Source organism: Pseudomonas sp. IzPS59 (assembly GCF_014863505.1).
In the GTDB taxonomy this organism is placed as follows: domain Bacteria; phylum Pseudomonadota; class Gammaproteobacteria; order Pseudomonadales; family Pseudomonadaceae; genus Aquipseudomonas; species Aquipseudomonas kribbensis.
In genome coordinates this window covers 5,827,852-5,845,594 of sequence record NZ_CP062251.1, presented here as the reverse complement: position 1 = coordinate 5,845,594, position 17,743 = coordinate 5,827,852, and the positions used below count along the sequence as shown (strand labels likewise).

General features: G+C 61.6%; 17 protein-coding genes. 6 read left to right on the top strand and 11 right to left on the bottom strand.

Annotated elements, in window-relative coordinates:
• Positions 1-50: 50 nt before the first annotated feature.
• From choV to IF189_RS26275, 3 genes are all read right to left on the bottom strand, one after another.
• Positions 51-1,229, bottom strand: coding sequence for a choline ABC transporter ATP-binding protein (gene choV / locus IF189_RS26285; RefSeq protein ID WP_085709138.1), 1,179 nt, complete (start codon positions 1,227-1,229; stop codon positions 51-53).
• Positions 1,226-2,071, bottom strand: coding sequence for a choline ABC transporter permease subunit (gene choW / locus IF189_RS26280; RefSeq protein ID WP_085709139.1), 846 nt, complete (start codon positions 2,069-2,071; stop codon positions 1,226-1,228). The genes choV and choW overlap by 4 nt, the downstream gene beginning before the upstream one ends.
• 66 nt (positions 2,072-2,137) lie before the next feature.
• Positions 2,138-3,085, bottom strand: a complete 948-nt coding sequence (locus tag IF189_RS26275) for a choline ABC transporter substrate-binding protein (protein ID WP_134828356.1) — start codon at positions 3,083-3,085, stop codon at positions 2,138-2,140.
• Between the two features lie 434 nt (positions 3,086-3,519).
• Here IF189_RS26275 and IF189_RS26270 point away from each other — a divergent pair, with 434 nt between their 5' ends.
• Together IF189_RS26270 and IF189_RS26265 are read left to right on the top strand one after the other, a co-directional pair.
• The gene (locus IF189_RS26270; RefSeq protein WP_192552474.1) at positions 3,520-4,896 is read left to right on the top strand and encodes an L-serine ammonia-lyase; all 1,377 of its coding nucleotides are present in this window, start codon (positions 3,520-3,522) and stop codon (positions 4,894-4,896) included.
• 542 nt (positions 4,897-5,438) lie between these two features.
• Positions 5,439-6,542 carry a GlxA family transcriptional regulator gene (locus IF189_RS26265; protein WP_134828354.1) on the top strand — a complete coding sequence of 368 codons (1,104 nt, stop codon included), beginning with the start codon at positions 5,439-5,441 and terminating at the stop codon, positions 6,540-6,542.
• Between the two features lie 77 nt (positions 6,543-6,619).
• On the opposite strand, the gene IF189_RS26260 is transcribed toward IF189_RS26265, so the two are convergent.
• From IF189_RS26260 to IF189_RS26235, 6 genes are all read right to left on the bottom strand, one after another.
• The gene (locus IF189_RS26260; protein WP_085688602.1) at positions 6,620-6,880 is read right to left on the bottom strand and encodes a hypothetical protein; all 261 of its coding nucleotides are present in this window, start codon (positions 6,878-6,880) and stop codon (positions 6,620-6,622) included.
• Positions 6,881-7,153: 273 nt separating this feature from the next.
• Positions 7,154-8,317 (bottom strand): gamma-butyrobetaine dioxygenase, encoded by a 1,164-nt coding sequence (locus IF189_RS26255; RefSeq protein ID WP_192552473.1) that lies wholly within the window; start codon positions 8,315-8,317, stop codon positions 7,154-7,156.
• 24 nt (positions 8,318-8,341) lie between these two features.
• A complete protein-coding gene (locus IF189_RS26250; RefSeq protein ID WP_064380221.1) occupies positions 8,342-8,818 on the bottom strand; it encodes a thioesterase family protein in 477 nt (158 codons plus the stop codon).
• A 56-nt stretch (positions 8,819-8,874) separates the two neighbouring features.
• Complete coding sequence (locus IF189_RS26245; protein ID WP_192552472.1) at positions 8,875-9,840, bottom strand: L-carnitine dehydrogenase; 966 nt, start codon at positions 9,838-9,840, stop codon at positions 8,875-8,877.
• 70 nt (positions 9,841-9,910) lie between these two features.
• Positions 9,911-10,798, bottom strand: a complete 888-nt coding sequence (locus IF189_RS26240; RefSeq protein ID WP_064380223.1) for a 3-keto-5-aminohexanoate cleavage protein — start codon at positions 10,796-10,798, stop codon at positions 9,911-9,913.
• 75 nt (positions 10,799-10,873) lie between these two features.
• A complete protein-coding gene (locus tag IF189_RS26235) occupies positions 10,874-11,818 on the bottom strand; it encodes a choline ABC transporter substrate-binding protein (protein WP_192552471.1) in 945 nt (314 codons plus the stop codon).
• Between the two features lie 193 nt (positions 11,819-12,011).
• Between IF189_RS26235 and IF189_RS26230 the strand changes: the two genes are divergently transcribed.
• Positions 12,012-12,956, top strand: coding sequence for a GlxA family transcriptional regulator (locus tag IF189_RS26230; protein ID WP_085688589.1), 945 nt, complete (start codon positions 12,012-12,014; stop codon positions 12,954-12,956).
• Position 12,957: 1 nt separating this feature from the next.
• Here the strand turns inward: IF189_RS26230 and IF189_RS26225 are convergent, their stop codons facing one another.
• Positions 12,958-13,374, bottom strand: coding sequence for a DUF3010 family protein (locus IF189_RS26225; RefSeq protein WP_192552470.1), 417 nt, complete (start codon positions 13,372-13,374; stop codon positions 12,958-12,960).
• A gap of 47 nt (positions 13,375-13,421) precedes the next feature.
• Complete coding sequence (locus tag IF189_RS26220) at positions 13,422-13,823, bottom strand: lysozyme inhibitor LprI family protein (RefSeq protein ID WP_134828668.1); 402 nt, start codon at positions 13,821-13,823, stop codon at positions 13,422-13,424.
• A 235-nt stretch (positions 13,824-14,058) separates the two neighbouring features.
• Here IF189_RS26220 and IF189_RS26215 point away from each other — a divergent pair, with 235 nt between their 5' ends.
• The 3 genes from IF189_RS26215 (at position 14,059) to dgcA (ending at position 17,720) form a co-directional block, all read left to right on the top strand.
• Positions 14,059-15,036 (top strand): dipeptidase, encoded by a 978-nt coding sequence (locus tag IF189_RS26215; protein ID WP_007959776.1) that lies wholly within the window; start codon positions 14,059-14,061, stop codon positions 15,034-15,036.
• Positions 15,037-15,113: 77 nt separating this feature from the next.
• A complete protein-coding gene (locus IF189_RS26210) occupies positions 15,114-15,644 on the top strand; it encodes a DUF5943 domain-containing protein (protein WP_007959778.1) in 531 nt (176 codons plus the stop codon).
• A gap of 15 nt (positions 15,645-15,659) precedes the next feature.
• A complete protein-coding gene (gene dgcA / locus IF189_RS26205) occupies positions 15,660-17,720 on the top strand; it encodes a dimethylglycine demethylation protein DgcA (protein ID WP_192552469.1) in 2,061 nt (686 codons plus the stop codon).
• Positions 17,721-17,743: the final 23 nt, after the last annotated feature.

Genomic DNA, 17,743 nt, shown 5'->3' with positions numbered 1-17,743 from the left:
GAAAACAAAAACGCCGCGATCCTCTCGCGGCGTTTTTGTGTCTGCTGTCTTTACCCCAGGTTCTTGCCGAGCAGCGCGTGATACAGCTCGCTGTCCCCGAGAATCCCCACCACATGATTGTTGTCGTGCAGCACCAGCTTGTTGCCGGTCTGGTAACGGATCTGCAGCGCGTCACGCATGCCGATGTTCGAGTCCACCAGCGTCGGACGACGATCCAGACCTTCCACCGCTTGCCCCGGCACCCAGTTCTGCAGGTCAAGTACCGAGCCGTTCTTGCGTGCACCCTTGATGGTGTTGCCTTCGGCCAGGTCCAGCCACGAATCGCCGCCCGGATCGAGGCACACAGAACCGTTGATGCGTTTGCAGTTGTCCAGGGTGCGCATCAGGCTGCGCCCGCAGAGCACGTTGAGCGGATTGGTGTGGGCGACGAAGGTGCGCACGTAGTCGTCCGCAGGGTTGAGCACGATCTCTTCCGGCACGCTGTACTGGATGATCCGGCCGTCTTTCATGATCGCGATGCGGCTGCCGAGTTTCAGCGCCTCGTCGAGGTCGTGGCTCACGAACACGATGGTCTTGCTCAGCTTGCGTTGCAGTTCCAGCAATTCGTCCTGCAGGCCCTGGCGGATCAGCGGGTCGAGGGCCGAAAACGGTTCGTCCATCAGCAGAATGTCGGCGTCCATCGCCAGGGCTCGGGCCAGGCCCACACGCTGCTGCATGCCACCGGACAGTTCGTTGGGTTTCTTGTTGCGCCACTGGGTCAGGCCCACCAGCTCAAGCTTGTCATCCACCAGTTTGCGACGTTCTTTCTCGGGACGGCCCTGCATTTCCAGACCGAAGCTGATGTTCTCGCGCACGGTCAACCAGGGCATCAGGGCGAACTTCTGGAACACCATCGCAATGCGCTTGGTGCGCATCATCTTCAGTTCGGCCGGGCTGCAGGAGGCGATGTCGATCTGCTTGCCTTCGTGCTCGACGAACAGCTTGCCGCGGCTCACGGTGTTGAGGCCGTTGATGCAGCGCAGCAGGCTGGATTTGCCGGAGCCGGACAAACCCATCAGTACGCAGATTTCACCTTTCTCGATGTCCAGGCTGGCTTTTTCAACGCCGACAATCTGCCCGGTCTTTTTCAGAATCTCGTTACGGGTCATGCCCTGATCCAGCAGCTTGAGTGCCTCGCGTGGATCCTTGGCGAAGATAACGTCTACGTTGTCGAAGCGGATTATGCTCATGCGTCACCCCCTACTTTGGCGTCGGGTTGTTTGCAGATACGGTCGAGCATGATCGCCAGCAGTACGATCGCCAGGCCCGCTTCGAAGCCCAGGGCGATATCAGCAGTGTTCAGTGCGTTGACCACCGGTTTGCCGAGTCCGTCGGCGCCCACCAGTGCCGCGATCACCACCATCGACAGCGACAGCATGATGCACTGGGTGATGCCGGCTGCGATGCTCGGCATGGCGTGGGGCAGTTCGATCCGTGAAAGCAGTTGGCGACGCGAGCAGCCGAAGGCCTTGCCGGCGTCCATCAGTTCTTCCGGGACATCGCGGATGCCCAGGTAGGTCAGGCGGATCGGCGCAGCGATGGCGAACACCACCGTGGAGATCAGGCCCGGAACCACGCCCAGCCCGAAGAGGGTCAGGGTAGGAATGAGGTAAACGAAGGTCGGTACGGTCTGCATCAGATCGAGCACCGGCCTCATCAAAGTGTAGAACATCGGTTTGTGCGCGGCGACGATGCCCAGCGGCACGCCGATGACCACGCAGACCAGGGTCGCGAACATGACCTGGGCGAGGGTTTCCATGGTTTCCTGCCAGTACCCCAGATTGAGGATCAGCAGAAAGGAGGCGATCACGAAGGCGGTGAGGCCCCATTTGCGTTGAATGAAGTGCGCGAGCAGAGCGATGAGGCCGATCAACACCAGCGGGTTGAACCAGGTCAGCGCAAACGTCACGCCGTGGATCATCGTTTCCAGGGTCACGGCGATTGCGTCGAAGGTGCTGGCGCCGTGTTGCGTCAACCATTCAACGAAGCCCGCGATGTACTGGCCTAAAGGGATTTTCTGATCAATCAGCATGGTAGTGAACGTCCGCATGCAAGGAAATAAACAGCCCGGACGGCCGGAGCCGTCCGGCATAAGCGATTACTGATTCAGCTTGGCTTTCACGGCCTCCAGGCCAGGTTTACCGTCAATGGTGGTCACGCCAGCGAGCCAGGTATCGAGCACCTGTGGATTCTTTTTCAGCCAGGCCTTGGCGGCCGCGTCAGGCTTCATCTTGTCGTCGAGGATGTTGCCCATCAGGGTGCTTTCCATGTCGACGGTGAACTCCAGATTCTTCAGCAACTGACCGACGTTGCTGCATTCTTCGACGTAGCCCTTGCGGGTGTTGGTCGCGACGGTGGCGGCGCCGAAATCCGGGCCGAAGAAGTCGTCGCCGCCGGTCAGGTATTGAATCTTGAAGCGCTTGTTCATCGGGTGCGGCGCCCAGCCGAGGAACACCACGGCGGTGTCGCGCTTCTGCGCACGGTCGACCTGCGAGAGCATGCCCGCCTCGGACGATTCGACGACCTTGAAGCCAGCGTCTTTCAGGCCGAAGGCGTTCTTGTCGATCATGCTCTGGATCAGGCGGTTGCCGTCGTTGCCAGGCTCGATGCCGTAGATCTTGCCGTCGAGCTCTTTCTTGAATTTGGCGATGTCGGCGAAATCATGCAGGCCCTTGTCGTACAGCGCCTGCGGCACGGCGAGGGTGTATTTGGCGCCCTTGAGGTTGGTGCGCACCACTTCCACGGTGCCGGCATCACGGTAGGCCTTGATGTCGTTTTCCATGGTCGGCATCCAGTTGCCGAGGAACACGTCCATGTTCTTGCCGTCGGCCAGCGACTTGTAGGTCACGGGCACGGAGATCATGGTGGTCTTGGTCTTGTAGCCGAGGGCGTCGAGCACCACGCTGGTGGTCGCGGTTGTTGCGGTGATGTCGGTCCAGCCGACATCGGAGAAGTTAACGGTACTGCACTGCGCCGGTTCTGCGGCTTGAGCCAGTAACGGCAGACTCAGCATGGCGGCCAACAACAACGACGGGGAACCTTTCATGGATGGACTCCTTGGTGTTTTTTTTGGCAGTGTTCCGACTGGACCACCGCACTTATAGGTTGCGGTTGGATGGCGTTCTGGAGACAGCTCTGTCACGGCGCCTTGCAATCGAGTCGATACGATCATGTACCAGTGAAAATCTGACGCCTACAGGGTGCGTCGTATCCAGTACAGGGATGGTCGCATCCAGTGTCAGTGACGTCGTTTACAGCTTTTTTCAGCCCCGTTTGGCCATCTGAACCGCATAAAAACGGCGAAAACACGGGCGAAAACCGGCACGGCGTTCGTGGGCATGAGTGCGTCGGTGTCAGACGCCGTGCGACCCGGGAAAAGCCTGATGATGCGGGCACTCCGGCGGATCGCAGCTTGAGCGTAGCAGCTCCGCCAGCGGGCGCTTCACGCCCCGGACCGGCACTCTCAGGAGCTCTGCATCAATGGCTATCAGCGTTTTCGACCTGTTCAAAATCGGCATTGGTCCCTCCAGTTCCCACACCGTCGGGCCGATGCGCGCCGCGGCGCTGTTCGTCGAGTCGCTGCGCGACAAATTTCTGCTGGAACAAGTGCGGCGGATTGAAGTGCAACTGTTCGGTTCGCTGTCGGCCACCGGCGTCGGTCACGGCAGCGACAACGCGGTAATCATGGGCCTTATGGGCGAGTGGCCGGATGCGATCGACCCGTCGCAGATCGGCCCGCGGATCCAGGCCTTGCGCGAAACCCACACCCTTTTACTGGATGGTCGTTTGTCGGTGCCTTTTATATGGGGCCGCGACATGCGCCTGATCGACGAGAACCTGCCGTTCCACCCCAACGCCATGACCCTGGTTGCCGAAGGCGATCACGGCGAGATTCATCGCGACACCTACTATTCGGTCGGCGGCGGTTTTGTCGTCGATGAGGCGCAGGCGTCCAGCGGTGTGGTAGATCTGGATCGCACCGAATTGCCCTATGACTTCTCCAGCGCCGTCGAACTGCTGGAGTTGTGCAAGCAGAACAACCTGCGCGTGGCCGAACTGATGATGGCCAACGAGAAAGTCTGGCGCAGCGAAGAGGAAATCCGCGCCGGGCTGATGAAACTCTGGCGGGCGATGCAGGATTGTGTCGAGCAGGGCCTCAAGCACGAAGGCATCTTGCCGGGCGGTCTTAACGTGCGCCGGCGTGCGGCCAAGTTGCACCGCAGTCTTCAGGAACTGAACAAGCCCAACGTGATCGGCTCGACCCTCAGCGCCATGGAGTGGGTCAACCTGTTCGCCCTGGCGGTGAACGAAGAAAACGCGGCCGGCGGGCGCATGGTCACGGCGCCGACCAACGGCGCGGCCGGGATCATTCCGGCGGTGTTGCACTACTTCATGAAATTCAGCGAAGCGGTGACCGACGCCAACGTGGTGGATTATTTCCTCGGCGCGGCGGCGGTGGGGATTCTGTGCAAGAAGAACGCCTCCATCTCCGGCGCCGAAGTCGGCTGTCAGGGCGAGGTCGGTTCGGCCTGCGCAATGGCGGCGGCAGGGCTGGCGGAAATCCTTGGCGCAAGCCCGGAGCAATTGTGCAACGCGGCGGAAATCGGCCTGGAGCATAACCTCGGCCTGACATGCGACCCGGTGGGCGGTCTGGTCCAGGTGCCGTGCATCGAGCGCAATGCGATTGCGGCGGTGAAGGCGATCAACGCGGCGCAGATGGCCTTGCGCGGCGATGGCCAGCACTTTATTTCGCTGGACCGGGTGATCCGCACCATGCGCGATACCGGCGCCGACATGCATGACAAATATAAGGAAACTTCACGGGGTGGATTGGCGGTCAGCGCGGTGGAGTGCTGATACCGAGTCGCCCCAATCGCTGGCAAGCCAGCTCCCACAGGGTTTTGAGGTGTTACCAAAATAGCAGCAACACCAAACAAACTGTGGGAGCTGGCTTGCCAGCGATGAGGTCGGACCAGTCAAAACTGCGCGTTAAGTGCACACCGGAATCAAAACGCGCCACCTTTTGGCGCGTCGCAATCAGATAAGAGTGTTTCCCACCAACATGCCCGGATTCGCGCCGGCTACCGTCCGTCATCCGTGCCAGCGGTGACACTGTAGGACAATCCCCCGCAGCCCTGTTCCCACAAGTGCTACCGATCTGCTCACGCACGCCGGGGCAGGGCTTTCACCGCCGCTGATGGCACTTCGAACAACCTTTCGTCGGACGGCTTGTATAGACGCGTCGCGACGTCGTTTTCAGGAGTTATTGAACAGCCATTCAATTTTAGGCATGGCAATTGCTCTGTCATAACAAAGCCCCGTCTCACGCAAGAGAACGATGGCAATAACAAGAGCCTCCGCCTGAGGCCATCACCTGCTTTGTGTGAGGAGATACCGCGATGACGTCGTTCAACTCCGGGGCTCAACCCCAGAACCGTGCGCCTCAATCCATCGGCTTTCTGCTGCTGGACAATTTCACGCTGATTTCCCTGGCTTCCGCAGTCGAACCGCTGCGCATGGCCAACCAGTTGTCCGGTCGCGAGCTGTATCGCTGGACCACCCTCACCGTCGACGGTGGCCAGGTCTGGGCCAGTGACGGTCTGCAGATCACCCCCGACGCCTCCATGCACAAAGCCCCGACCCTCGACACCATCATCGTGTGCGGCGGGATCGGCATTCAACGCACCGTTACCCGTGAACACGTCTCGTGGCTGCAAAGCCAGGCGCGCCAGTCCCGTCGCCTCGGCGCCGTGTGCACCGGCAGCTGGGCCCTGGCCTGCGCCGGCCTGCTCGACGGCTTCGATTGCAGCGTGCACTGGGAATGTCTGGCGGCAATGCAGGAAGCTTTCCCGCGCGTGGCGATGAGCACCCGTCTGTTCACCCTCGACCGCAACCGTTTCACCAGCTCCGGCGGCACCGCGCCGCTGGACATGATGCTGCACCTGATCAGCCGCGATCACGGCCGTGAACTGTCCGCCGCGATCTCGGAAATGTTCGTCTACGAGCGTATCCGTAACGAGCAGGATCACCAGCGCGTGCCGCTCAAGCACATGCTCGGCACCAACCAGCCGAAACTGCAGGAAATCGTCGCGCTGATGGAAGCCAACCTGGAAGAGCCGATCGACCTCGACGAACTGGCGGTGTACGTCGCCGTGTCCCGTCGCCAGCTCGAGCGCCTGTTCCAGAAATACCTGCACTGCTCGCCGTCGCGCTACTACCTCAAGCTGCGTTTGATCCGTGCACGGCAACTGCTCAAGCAGACGCCGATGTCGATCATCGAAGTGGCGTCGGTCTGCGGCTTCGTGTCGACGCCGCACTTCTCCAAGTGCTACCGCGAATACTTCGGCATTCCACCGCGAGACGAGCGCGTCGGTTCCAACACCACCCAGCAGGTGGCGATGCTGCCGCTGCCGCAGGCCATCGTGATGTCGCCGCTGTCCGGGCCGATGTCGGCGCTGAGCCAGGCGCGCAACGAATCGACCTTCGCCAGCGTGCGTCTCTAAAACGAAAGATCGCAGCCTGCGACAGTGCCTTCAGGAAAGGCACTGTCGCAGGCTGCGATCTTTTTTTCGGTCAGGTATCAGGCGCGGGTCTGCTGGTACTGCGCCAGGGCCGGCAGCAACTGCTTGTCGATGGCTTCACGCACGATCGGCTGGATACTCGCGCTGCTGGTGTACATCTGCTTGACCATGGTGCGCAGCGTGTTGGCCCGCACATCGTCCAGACCGCGCACGGCGCACTCGCAGGCTTGCTGTGCGGTAGAGCCCGACGGTACTTCGAATCCCAACGACTTGAGTTGGCCCAACAGGTCTTCCTGATCGATCAAATCGGCATACATCATGACGCGAATCCTTCTTTGGCAACGGAGGTCGTGACTCGATTCTGGTAGGCCTGTACAGGCACGGCAAGGGCGATTTGTCGCAGTGGCCGCGACGACTATGAACAGGTCGTTTTCGGCTAACTCGCCGGCCAGGGGAGTGGGCACACTGGCCTCAGCTCGCTTCACGAAGGTTTGGTCACCCTCGGCATGGCAGCTCCTCAACAGTACCCTCGCCCCGATCCTGTCACGGCTTGTATCGGGGCTTTTTTTGCCTGCGAATAACGATGACGCGGTCTAGCGTTGCAGCACCAGAATCCGCGACAACAACTCGTCCCGGTCGATGTAGCAGCCCTGAAAATGCCGGACCCCGGTGGACGGGTCGAACGCATTGCGCGCATGCAGGGTGCGACGGTTGTCGAAGCACCACAACTCGCCGGGATTGAGCCGTTGCAGCACCCGGAAGCGCGGCTCGCGGGTCATGGCGATGAAGCGTCGATATGCTCGATACAGCAGGGGCATTTGCTCCACGGACGTGTCGAATGCGCCGCGCAGAAAGTTGGCCATGCGGATTTCTGCAACCCGGCCCAAGGCGTCGAGGGCGATGACCGGCGCGAGGCAGCGATAGTCGCTGTGGCGGTCCTTGTTGCGAAACTCCACCGGGATCTCGCACAGCGCCTTGAACGACGCGGGATCTTCCTGGCGCAACGCTTCGGCAATCGCAAAACCGTCGACGAAAATGCTCTCGCCACCCTCGGCTTCGTTCACCAGGCAATGCAGAAATTGCAGCCCCGGTTGCAGCTCGCGGGTCGGCAGGTCCGTGTGCAATGGCAGGTTGAATGCGGTGTAGGCGTTGCTGTCGGCGTCGGCCTTGGATTGCACGTTGAACAGCACGCCGAAATTGCTCTCGCGGATGAACGAAATGCGCTGGGCGATCAGCTTCAGCGAGCCTGGTTCGGTGGGCACGCCGCGCACCTGGGTCAGGCCGATGTCACGTACCGCCAGCAACCATTGCAGCAGTGCCGCGTTGTCGTTCATCAGCGCTGAATAGTCGAACACCGGCAACTGCAAATCGCTGTGCCACAGAAAGGCTTTTGGCTTGGCGGCCAGGCGTTCGGCGCGGGTCTCGTCGTCATAGGCGTGGGCCCGCAGCCATCCGGCATCGAAGCGGCTGAGGTGGCCGTCCTGCCAGTCGATGCGCAGGCAGCCATCGGTGTCGATGTGCGCGGCGGAGGGCGACAGATCCTGCGCCGCATCGACGATCTCGAACACTTGCTCGCGGGTAACGCTGTAGACGCAGTGCGGACACGGGCAGTTGTCCCGCAGCCACACATGGTGGAACGGGCTGACGCGCCCGTCGGCCCATTCGATCAGGACGCGATCCGCCAGGTTCTGCACGCCGTTCAGCGCGCTGATCAACGGATAAGTACGGAAATCGGCAACTGCGGCGGCGGTTTGCATGGCGGCTCCTTGCGATGGATGGATTTACCGGGCTGGTGGCAGGGCGATGACCCGGCCGATATAAGCGGGAGCGGGCAGGTCGGCCTGCTCGGCGACGATGGCTTGCAGACGGCCCAGGGTGTCCGGGGTAAACGGAGCCGAACGCGGCCCGGCGAGGTCAACGTGCAGCAGCATCTGTTCGTTGCCGGCCAGTTCCTTGTCACCGCCGGCCAGGTGCAGGCTGTGATAGAGGTGCAGGCGTTTCTGGTCGTGGCCGATGATTTGCGTGCGCACTTCGACCTCGGCATCGAGCTTCACTTCGTGCAGGTAGTTGAGGTGCAGTTCGAGGGTGAACAGCGAGTGGCCGCTGGCTTCGCGGTTGTTGCTGTCCATGCCGAGACGATCCATCAGGGCGTCGGTGGCGTAACTGAAGATCAGCAGGTAGAAGGCATCGCGCAGGTGGCCGTTGTAGTCGACCCAGTCGGGGATGATGCGGGTCTGGTAGGTGGTGAGGGTGGGCATATTTATCTCCGGGCACGAGCGCTCCCGCGCTTTGCGCGGGAACGCTCAATCTGCAATTACTCGCTGAAACTCATTCCATGCTTTTCTTTGGTGGTCTTCACCGCCTCAAGCACCGCCAGCAAGCAATCATCACGATAGCGCTCCAGCGCCGAAATACTGTGGCGGCCCAGTTGATCGCTGGTGCCATCCACCACATCGTCGATCAGCTTGTCGGTCAGTTCCGGTGCCGGCAGGTACGTCCACGGCAGCTGGAGCGCCGGACCGAACTGCGACATGAAGTGACGCATGCCGGCATCGCCACCGGCCAGGGTGTAAGTCAAAAACGTACCCATGAACGACCAGCGCAGACCGGCGCCAAAGCGGATCGCATCGTCGATTTCACCGGTGGTCGCCACACCGTCGTTGACCAGGTGCAGCGCCTCGCGCCACAGCGCTTCGAGCAGGCGGTCGGCGATGAAGCCCGGCACTTCCTTGCGTACATGCAGCGGGCGCATGCCGAAGGATTCGTAGACTTTCATTGCCGCTTGAACCGCTTCCGGCGCGGTGTTTTTGCCACCGACCACTTCCACCAGCGGCAGCAGATAAACCGGGTTGAACGGGTGACCGACCACGCAACGCTCCGGGTGGGTCGAGCTCTCGTAGAACTCGCTCGGCAACAGGCCGGAAGTGCTGGAACCGATCAGCGCATTCGGCTTGGCCGCCGCGCTGATCTTGCTGTGCAGCTCCAGTTTCAGTTCGAGACGTTCCGGGGCGCTTTCCTGGATGAAATCCGCATCGCGCACGCACTCTTCGATGGTCGCCACAAAACGCAGGCGATCCTGCGAAGCGCCCGGCGCCAGGCCGTTTTTCTCCAGCGCGCCCCAGGCATTGGCCACGCGTTTGCGCAGCGCCGCTTCGGCACCCGGCGCCGGGTCCCAGGCCACCACGTCGAGGCCGTGGGCGAGGGCGCGAGCGACCCAGCCGCTGCCGATGACGCCGCTGCCCAGTGCTGCGAAGGTTTTGATTTCGGTGATAAAGCTCATGGTCACTTCCTGGAATGAGGCAAAAAAACGGTGGGCGCCAATGGCCCGCCCACCGGGGGAAAGGGTGATTTCATCCGCGCTGGGTCAGGCCCATCTTCTTGCGGCCTTCAGCCGGGGTCAGCACCCGGGCGCCGAGGCGGCTGAGGATCTCGGTGGCGCGCTCGACCAGTTGGCCGTTGGTCGCCAGTACGCCTTTGTCCAGCCACAGGTTGTCCTCCAGGCCTACCCGCACGTTGCCGCCAAGCAGCACCGCTTGCGCGGCCATCGGCATCTGCATCCGGCCGATGCCGAACCCGGCCCACACGGCGTCGGCCGGCAGGTTGTCGACCATGGCTTTCATGGTGGTGGTGTCCGCCGGCGCGCCCCACGGGATGCCCAGGCACAGCTGGAACAGCGGGTTGTCGAGCAGGCCTTCCTTGATCATCTGTTTGGCGAACCACAGGTGACCGGTGTCGAAAATCTCCAGCTCCGCCTTCACGCCCAGCTCGGTGATGCGCTTGGCGCCGGCACGCAACTGGGCCGGAGTGGAGACGTAAATGGTGTCGCCGTCGCCGAAGTTCAGGGTGCCGCAATCCAGGGTGCAGATTTCCGGCAGTAGCTCCTCGACGTGGGCCAGACGGGTCAGCGGGCCGACCAGATCGGTGTTCGGGCCGAACTCCATCGGGTTCTCGCCCGGGCCGATTTCCAGGTCGCCCCCCATGCCGGCGGTGAGGTTGACGATGATGTCGACGTCGGCTTCGCGGATGCGCTCCATGACTTCGCGGTACAGCGCCACGTCACGGCTGAACTTGCCGGTCTGCGGGTCGCGGACGTGGCAGTGCACGACGGTGGCGCCGGCCTTGGCCGCTTCGACGGCGGCTGCGGCGATCTGCTTTGGAGTGACCGGCACATGAGGGCTCTTGGCGGTCGTGTCGCCAGCACCGGTGAGTGCGCAGGTGATGATGACGTCGTGGTTCATGGTGCGTTTTCCTTCAGGCGTGATGGGTCTGTTCGCAGCCCGTGGTGGGCTGCGAAGTGGTTCGTTCGCTGCGGTTTATTTGCTGGTGAGCTGGAGGTTTTCAGCCGCCGGTTTGCCATCGAAGGTGGTGACGCCTTCGAGCCAGCGCTGTTTGTCCTGCGGGTGATCCTTGAGCCATTGCTTGGCCGATTCGAAAGCGTCCTTGTGATCGAGCAGCGGCTGCATCATCCGGCTCTCGTCTTCGGCGGTGAACGTCAGGTTGCTCAGCAGGCGACCGACGTTCGGGCATTGTTCGGCGTATTTCGGCGCGGTGACGGTCCACACGGTGGCCATGCCTTCGTTCGGGCCGAGGGCGTCGTCGCTGCCGGTCAGATAGGTCATCTTCACGTTGACATTCATCGGGTGCGGCGCCCAGCCGAAGAACACCACGGCTTCCTTGCGGCGCACCGCGCGGTCGACGGCGGCGAGCATGCCGGCCTCGCTGGATTCCACGAGCTGGAACTTGCCGAGGCCGAACTGGTTCTTGGCGATCATCGCCTTGATCTGGGTGTTGGCACCCGAGCCTGGCTCGATGCCGTAGATCTTGCCGCCCAGTTCTTTCTCGAACTTGGCGATGTCGGCGAAGGTTTTCAGGCCCTTGTCTGCCAGATAGGTCGGGACGGCGAGAGTGGCGCGGGCGTCTTTCAGGCTCGGCGCCGGAAGGACTTTGACCTGATTGGCATCGACGAACGGAGTGATGGTCTGGGTCATCAGCGGGTTCCAGTAGCCGAGGAACAGATCCAGACGCTGGTCGCGGATGCCGGCGAAGATGATTTGCTGGGAGGCGCTGGTCTGTTTGGTGCTGTAGCCGAGGCCGTCGAGCAGAACCTGAGTCATGGCGCTGGTGGCGATCACGTCGGTCCAGTTCACCACGCCCATGCGCACGTTCTGGCACGAGGCAGGTTCGGCCGCCATGACACTGGCGCTTAAAAACGCGGTACCGCTGAGTGCGAGAACACAGCTGCTGATCAGTCGTTTCATGTCGGGTTCCTCGGCAGGTCGTTATTGTGGGTCCCGGCGTCTGATGCGCCGGTGATGCTCAAATTACGCAGCAATGCCCCCGTAAAAACGCACTGCGGCGACCAGCTCTTGCACTGCAGCGACCTGTGCTCTTGAATGCCGCCGACAACTGGCGTATCAACGTTGCACGCTACCCGCTGATCGAGTGCGCACCATGTCCCAGGATTTCTACTTTCTGTTGATGCCGGGCTTTTCCGCCATCGGTTTCATCTCTGCGATCGAACCGCTGCGGGTGGCCAACCGCTTTCGCGGCGAGTTGTATCGCTGGCACGTGTTGAGTGCCGATGGCGGGGCGGTGCTGGCGAGCAACGGGATGTCGGTCAACGCCGACGCGGCGCTGGAGCCGCTGAAGAAAGGGGCGACGTTGCTGGTAGTCGCCGGTTTCGAACCGCTGAAATTCGCCACCCCGGCGCTGGAGCATTGGCTACGACGCCTGGATAACGAAGGCGTGACCCTCGGCGCCATCGACACCGGCAGCTTCGTCCTCGCCGAGGCGGGCCTGCTCGATGGTCATCGCCTGACCCTGCACTGGGAAGCCATCGACGCCTTCAAGGAATCTTATCCACAGCTCAGCGTCACCCAGGAGCTGTTCGAGATCGACCGTCGGCGCATCACGTCCGCTGGCGGCACCGCCTCCATCGACCTGATGCTCGACCTGATCGCCCAGGCCCACGGCCCGCAACTGGCGATCCAGGTCAGCGAGCAGTTTGTATTGGGGCGGATTCGTCCGCGCAAGGACCACCAGCGCATGGAAGTCGCCACGCGTTACGGCATCAGCAACAAGAAACTGGTGCATGTAATCGGCGAAATGGAGCAGCACAGCGAACCGCCGCTGACCACCCTGGAACTGGCGGAATCGATCAAGGTGACGCGGCGGCAACTGGAGCGGTTGTTTCGGCTGCATCTGAACGACACGCCGAGCAATTTCTACCTGCGCTTAAGACTGGAAAAGGCCCGGCAATTGCTGCGCCAGACCGACATGAGCGTGCTGGAAGTCAGCATCGCCTGCGGGTTTGAATCACCGTCGTACTTCACCCGCAGCTACCGGGCGAAGTTTGCCCGGTGTCCACGAGAGGACCGGCGTACTGCTCAGGCCTGAGTTACTTCTTCATCAAAGCCGAGCAGGCCGCTTTGTAAGCCTCATGCTGATACTTGTTCAGCGTGCCCGGCAGCTCGAAATTGTGCTTCTTGGCCTGGGCATTGATCGTCTGCGGCGACAGCAGGATCACCTCGCAACCGTCCAGCAACTGAAACACGCCCTCGATCTTGAACGTGGTCGGCCCACCGGCAAATTCGCCCTTCTTGCTGCGCTTCTTGATCGCGATGCGATCGATAGAGTTCTCGCGCACGAACGACGCCACCTGAGCCGCGAACAGTTTGACGTTGGCCGCCTCGTCGTCATCGTCCAGCGCGATTTTCTTGGTGCTCAGAGCGACATGGCTCAGCACCGAACCGTCGAGGGACGCCACGGCGATGATCGCTTCACTGCCTTTGATTTCGATACCGCAGATGTTCATGTGAATCCCTTGATTGGCTGAAGAGGTGCAGCTTACAGCTCAAGCCCTCACTCCTGCCCAATCGACTCCAAAAACTCCGACCGCTCGTCACTCATCCGCGCCACGCAATCATTCTGCGCAATCTTGAACGCCTTGCTGCCGTCCGTCGACGGGAAGGCTTCCACGGCGCAGTCGGCGTCGCGGGTTTTCAGCCATTGTTGCTGGGCGGTCTTGAGTTTGGCGGTGATGTCGGCCAGTTGCGCCGGGTTTTTGCCGTAGGTCGCTTGCATGCGCTCGTTCAGGCTTTTGTAGTTGTCCTTGAGCAGGTCTTCGGCGGTGGTGCGGCTGTAGGTCGAGCATTCCAGGGTCTGGACGTCGTTTTCCACCGCGTCGCACGGGTTGTTGTCGGACTCTTCGGCGGCGTGTACGCCGGTCGCAATCAGTGCCAAAGCCAGGAAGATCGATTTCATTGATGTCGCCGCTCTAATCCAGTGGTGTTTCCGAGATGCGCCAGATTCTGGCTCAAGCTCGCGGGCTTGAACAGGTGGCTGGTCGGACCGGTTGGCGACGCTTTGTCGCGGATTGACGCTTTCGGCAATTCCCCTGTCGTTTTTGCACCCGGCTGGTCGCGCACCGAGGCATATGCTGGCCCCAAAGCGCCGGCAGACGATTCGGCGCATGAATCGCCAATCAAGGGGACGCCTGATGAGCCCAGCCGAATTACACGCCGACAGCATCGTTATCGACGGTCTGATCATTGCCAAATGGAACCGCGAGCTGTTCGAAGACATGCGCAAGGGCGGTCTGACGGCGGCCAACTGCACCGTGTCGGTGTGGGAGGGCTTTCAGGCCACGGTCAACAACATCGCCGCCAGCCAGAAACTGATCCGCGAAAACAGCGACCTGGTGATCCCCGTCCGCACCACCGCCGACATCCGCAAGGCCAAGGAGCAGGGCAAGACCGGCATCCTCTTCGGCTTCCAGAACGCCCACGCCTTTGAAGACCAGATCGGCTATGTCGAGGTGTTCAAGCAGCTCGGCGTCGGCATCGTGCAGATGTGCTACAACACCCAGAACCTGGTGGGCACCGGTTGCTACGAACGTGACGGCGGCCTTTCGGGCTTCGGTCGCGAAATCGTCGCCGAGATGAACCGCGTCGGCGTCATGTGCGACCTGTCCCACGTCGGCTCCAAGACCTCCGAGGAAGTCATCCTCGAATCGAAAAAACCGGTCTGCTATTCCCACTGCCTGCCGTCGGGGCTGAAAGAGCACCCGCGCAACAAGTCCGATGAAGAGCTCAAGTTCATTGCCGACCACGGCGGTTTCGTCGGCGTGACCATGTTCGCGCCGTTCCTCGCCAAGGGCATCGATTCGACCATCGACGACTACGCCGAAGCCATCGAATACACCATGAACATCGTCGGCGAAGACGCCATCGGCATCGGCACCGACTTCACCCAGGGTCACGGTCAGGACTTCTTCGAATACCTGACCCACGACAAGGGCTACGCCCGCCGTCTGACCAACTTCGGCAAGATCATCAACCCGCTGGGCATCCGCACCGTCGGCGAGTTCCCGAACCTGACCGAAACCCTGCTCAAGCGTGGCCACTCCGAACGTGTGGTGCGCAAGATCATGGGCGAAAACTGGGTCAACGTCCTGAAAGACGTCTGGGGCGAATAAGCCGCCGCTTCCCGAATACTTTCCCCCGGCCGTCCGCGCCGGGGGCAACACCCAAATTTTTCTGGAGTTAAGTTTCCATGGCCAAGATCGCCCCGCAATTGCCAATCGAAGTCGACAGCGAGACCGGTGTCTGGACCTCCGACGCCCTGCCGATGCTGTACGTGCCGCGGCATTTCTTCGTCAACAACCACATGGGCATCGAGGAAGTGCTGGGCGCCGACGCCTACGCCGAAATCCTCTACAAGGCCGGCTACAAATCCGCCTGGCACTGGTGCGAAAAAGAAGCCGAGTGCCACGGCCTGGAAGGCGTCGCGGTGTTCGAACACTACATGAAGCGTCTGTCGCAGCGCGGCTGGGGCCTGTTCAAGATCCAGGACATCGACCTCGACAAAGGCACCTGCAGCGTCAAGCTCGAACACTCGGCGTTCGTCTACGTCTACGGCAAGGTCGGGCGCAAGGTCGACTACATGTTCACCGGCTGGTTTGCCGGGGCGATGGATCAGATCCTCGCCGCTCGCGGCAGCAAGATCCGCACCGTGGCCGAGCAGGTCTACGGTGGCTCCGAAGAAGGCCACGACGACGGCCTGTTCACCGTCAAGCCGTTGTAAGTCGAGGAACCCGCCATGGCTTTCGAAGCAATGTTCCAGCCGATCCAGATCGGCAAACTGACCATCCGCAACCGCGTGCTCAGCACCGCGCACGCCGAGGTCTACGCGACCGACGGCGGCATGACCACCGAACGGTACGTCAAATACTACGAAGAGAAAGCCAAGGGCGGCATCGGCCTGGCGATCTGTGGCGGTTCGTCCGTGGTGGCGATCGACAGCCCGCAGCAATGGTGGAGTTCGGTGAACCTGTCCACCGACCGGATCATCCCGCACTTCCAGAATCTCGCCGACGCCATGCACAAGCATGGCGCCAAGATCATGATCCAGATTACCCACATGGGCCGTCGCTCCCGCTGGGACGGTTTCCACTGGCCGACCCTGATGTCGCCGTCGGGCATCCGTGAACCGGTGCACCGCGCGACCTGCAAAACCATCGAGCCGGAAGAAATCTGGCGGGTGATCGGCAACTACGCGCAAGCGGCGCGCCGCGCCAAGGCCGGAGGCCTGGACGGCGTGGAATTGTCGGCGGTGCACCAGCACATGATCGACCAGTTCTGGAGCCCTCGGGTCAACAAGCGGACCGACGAATGGGGCGGCACCTTTGAAGGCCGGATGAAATTCGGTCTGGAAGTGTTGAAAGCGGTGCGCGCCGAAGTCGGTGACGACTTCTGCGTCGGCATGCGCATCTGCGGTGACGAGTTCCACCCGGATGGTCTGTCCCACGAAGACATGAAGCAGATCGCCAAGTATTACGACGACACCGGCATGCTCGATTTCATCGGCGTCGTCGGCTCGGGTTGCGACACCCACAACACCCTGGCCAACGTGATTCCGAACATGAGTTACCCGCCGGAGCCGTTCCTGCACCTGGCGGCCGGGATCAAGGAAGTGGTCAAGGTTCCGGTGCTGCACGCGCAGAACATCAAGGACCCGAACCAGGCCACGCGGATTCTCGAGGGCGGTTACGTCGACATGGTCGGCATGACCCGCGCCCACATCGCCGACCCGCACCTGATCGCCAAGATCAAGATGGGCCAGATCGACCAGATCAAGCAGTGTGTCGGCGCCAACTATTGCATCGACCGTCAGTACCAGGGTCTGGACGTGCTGTGCATCCAGAACGCCGCCACCTCCCGTGAATACATGGGTGTGCCGCACATCATCGAGAAATCCATCGGGCCGAAACGCAAGGTGGTAATCGTCGGTGCCGGCCCGGCGGGGATGGAAGCTGCTCGCGTGGCAGCCGAACGTGGCCACGACGTGACCCTGTTCGAGAAGAAAGAATTCATCGGCGGGCAAATCACCACGGCTTCGAAAGCGCCGCAGCGTGACCAGATCGCCGGCATCACGCGCTGGTTCCAGCTGGAGCTGGCGCGGCTGAAAGTCGACCTGCGTCTGGGCACTGCCGCAGATGCCGACACCATCATGGACCTGCGTCCGGACATCGTGGTGCTGGCGGTGGGCGGGCATCCGTATCTGGAGCAGAACGAACACTGGGGCGCCGCCGAAGGGCTGGTGGTCAGTAGCTGGGACGTGCTCGACGGCAAGGTCGCGCCGGGCAAGAACGTGCTGGTCTACGACACCATTTGCGAGTTCACCGGGATGTCGGTGGCCGACTTCCTCGCCGACAAGGGCAGCCAGGTCGAGATCGTCACCGACGACATCAAGCCGGGCGTGGCCATCGGCGGTACGTCGTTCCCGACCTACTACCGCAGCATGTACCCGAAAGAAGTGATCATGACCGGCGACATGATGCTGGAGAAGGTCTACCGCGAAGGCGACAAACTCGTCGCTGTGCTGGAGAACGAATACACCGGCGCCAAAGAGGAGCGGGTGGTAGATCAGGTGGTCGTCGAGAACGGCGTGCGCCCGGACGAAGAAATCTACTACGCGCTCAAGGACGGCTCGCGCAACAAGGGCCAGATCGATGTCGAGGCGCTGTTCGCGATCCAGCCGCAACCTTCGTTGAGCAGCAATGGCGACGGTTACCTGCTGTTCCGCATCGGTGACTGCGTGGCGCAGCGTAATACCCACGCTGCGATCTATGACGCCCTGCGGTTGTGCAAAGACTTCTAAAGGTTTGCACATGACCCTGTGGG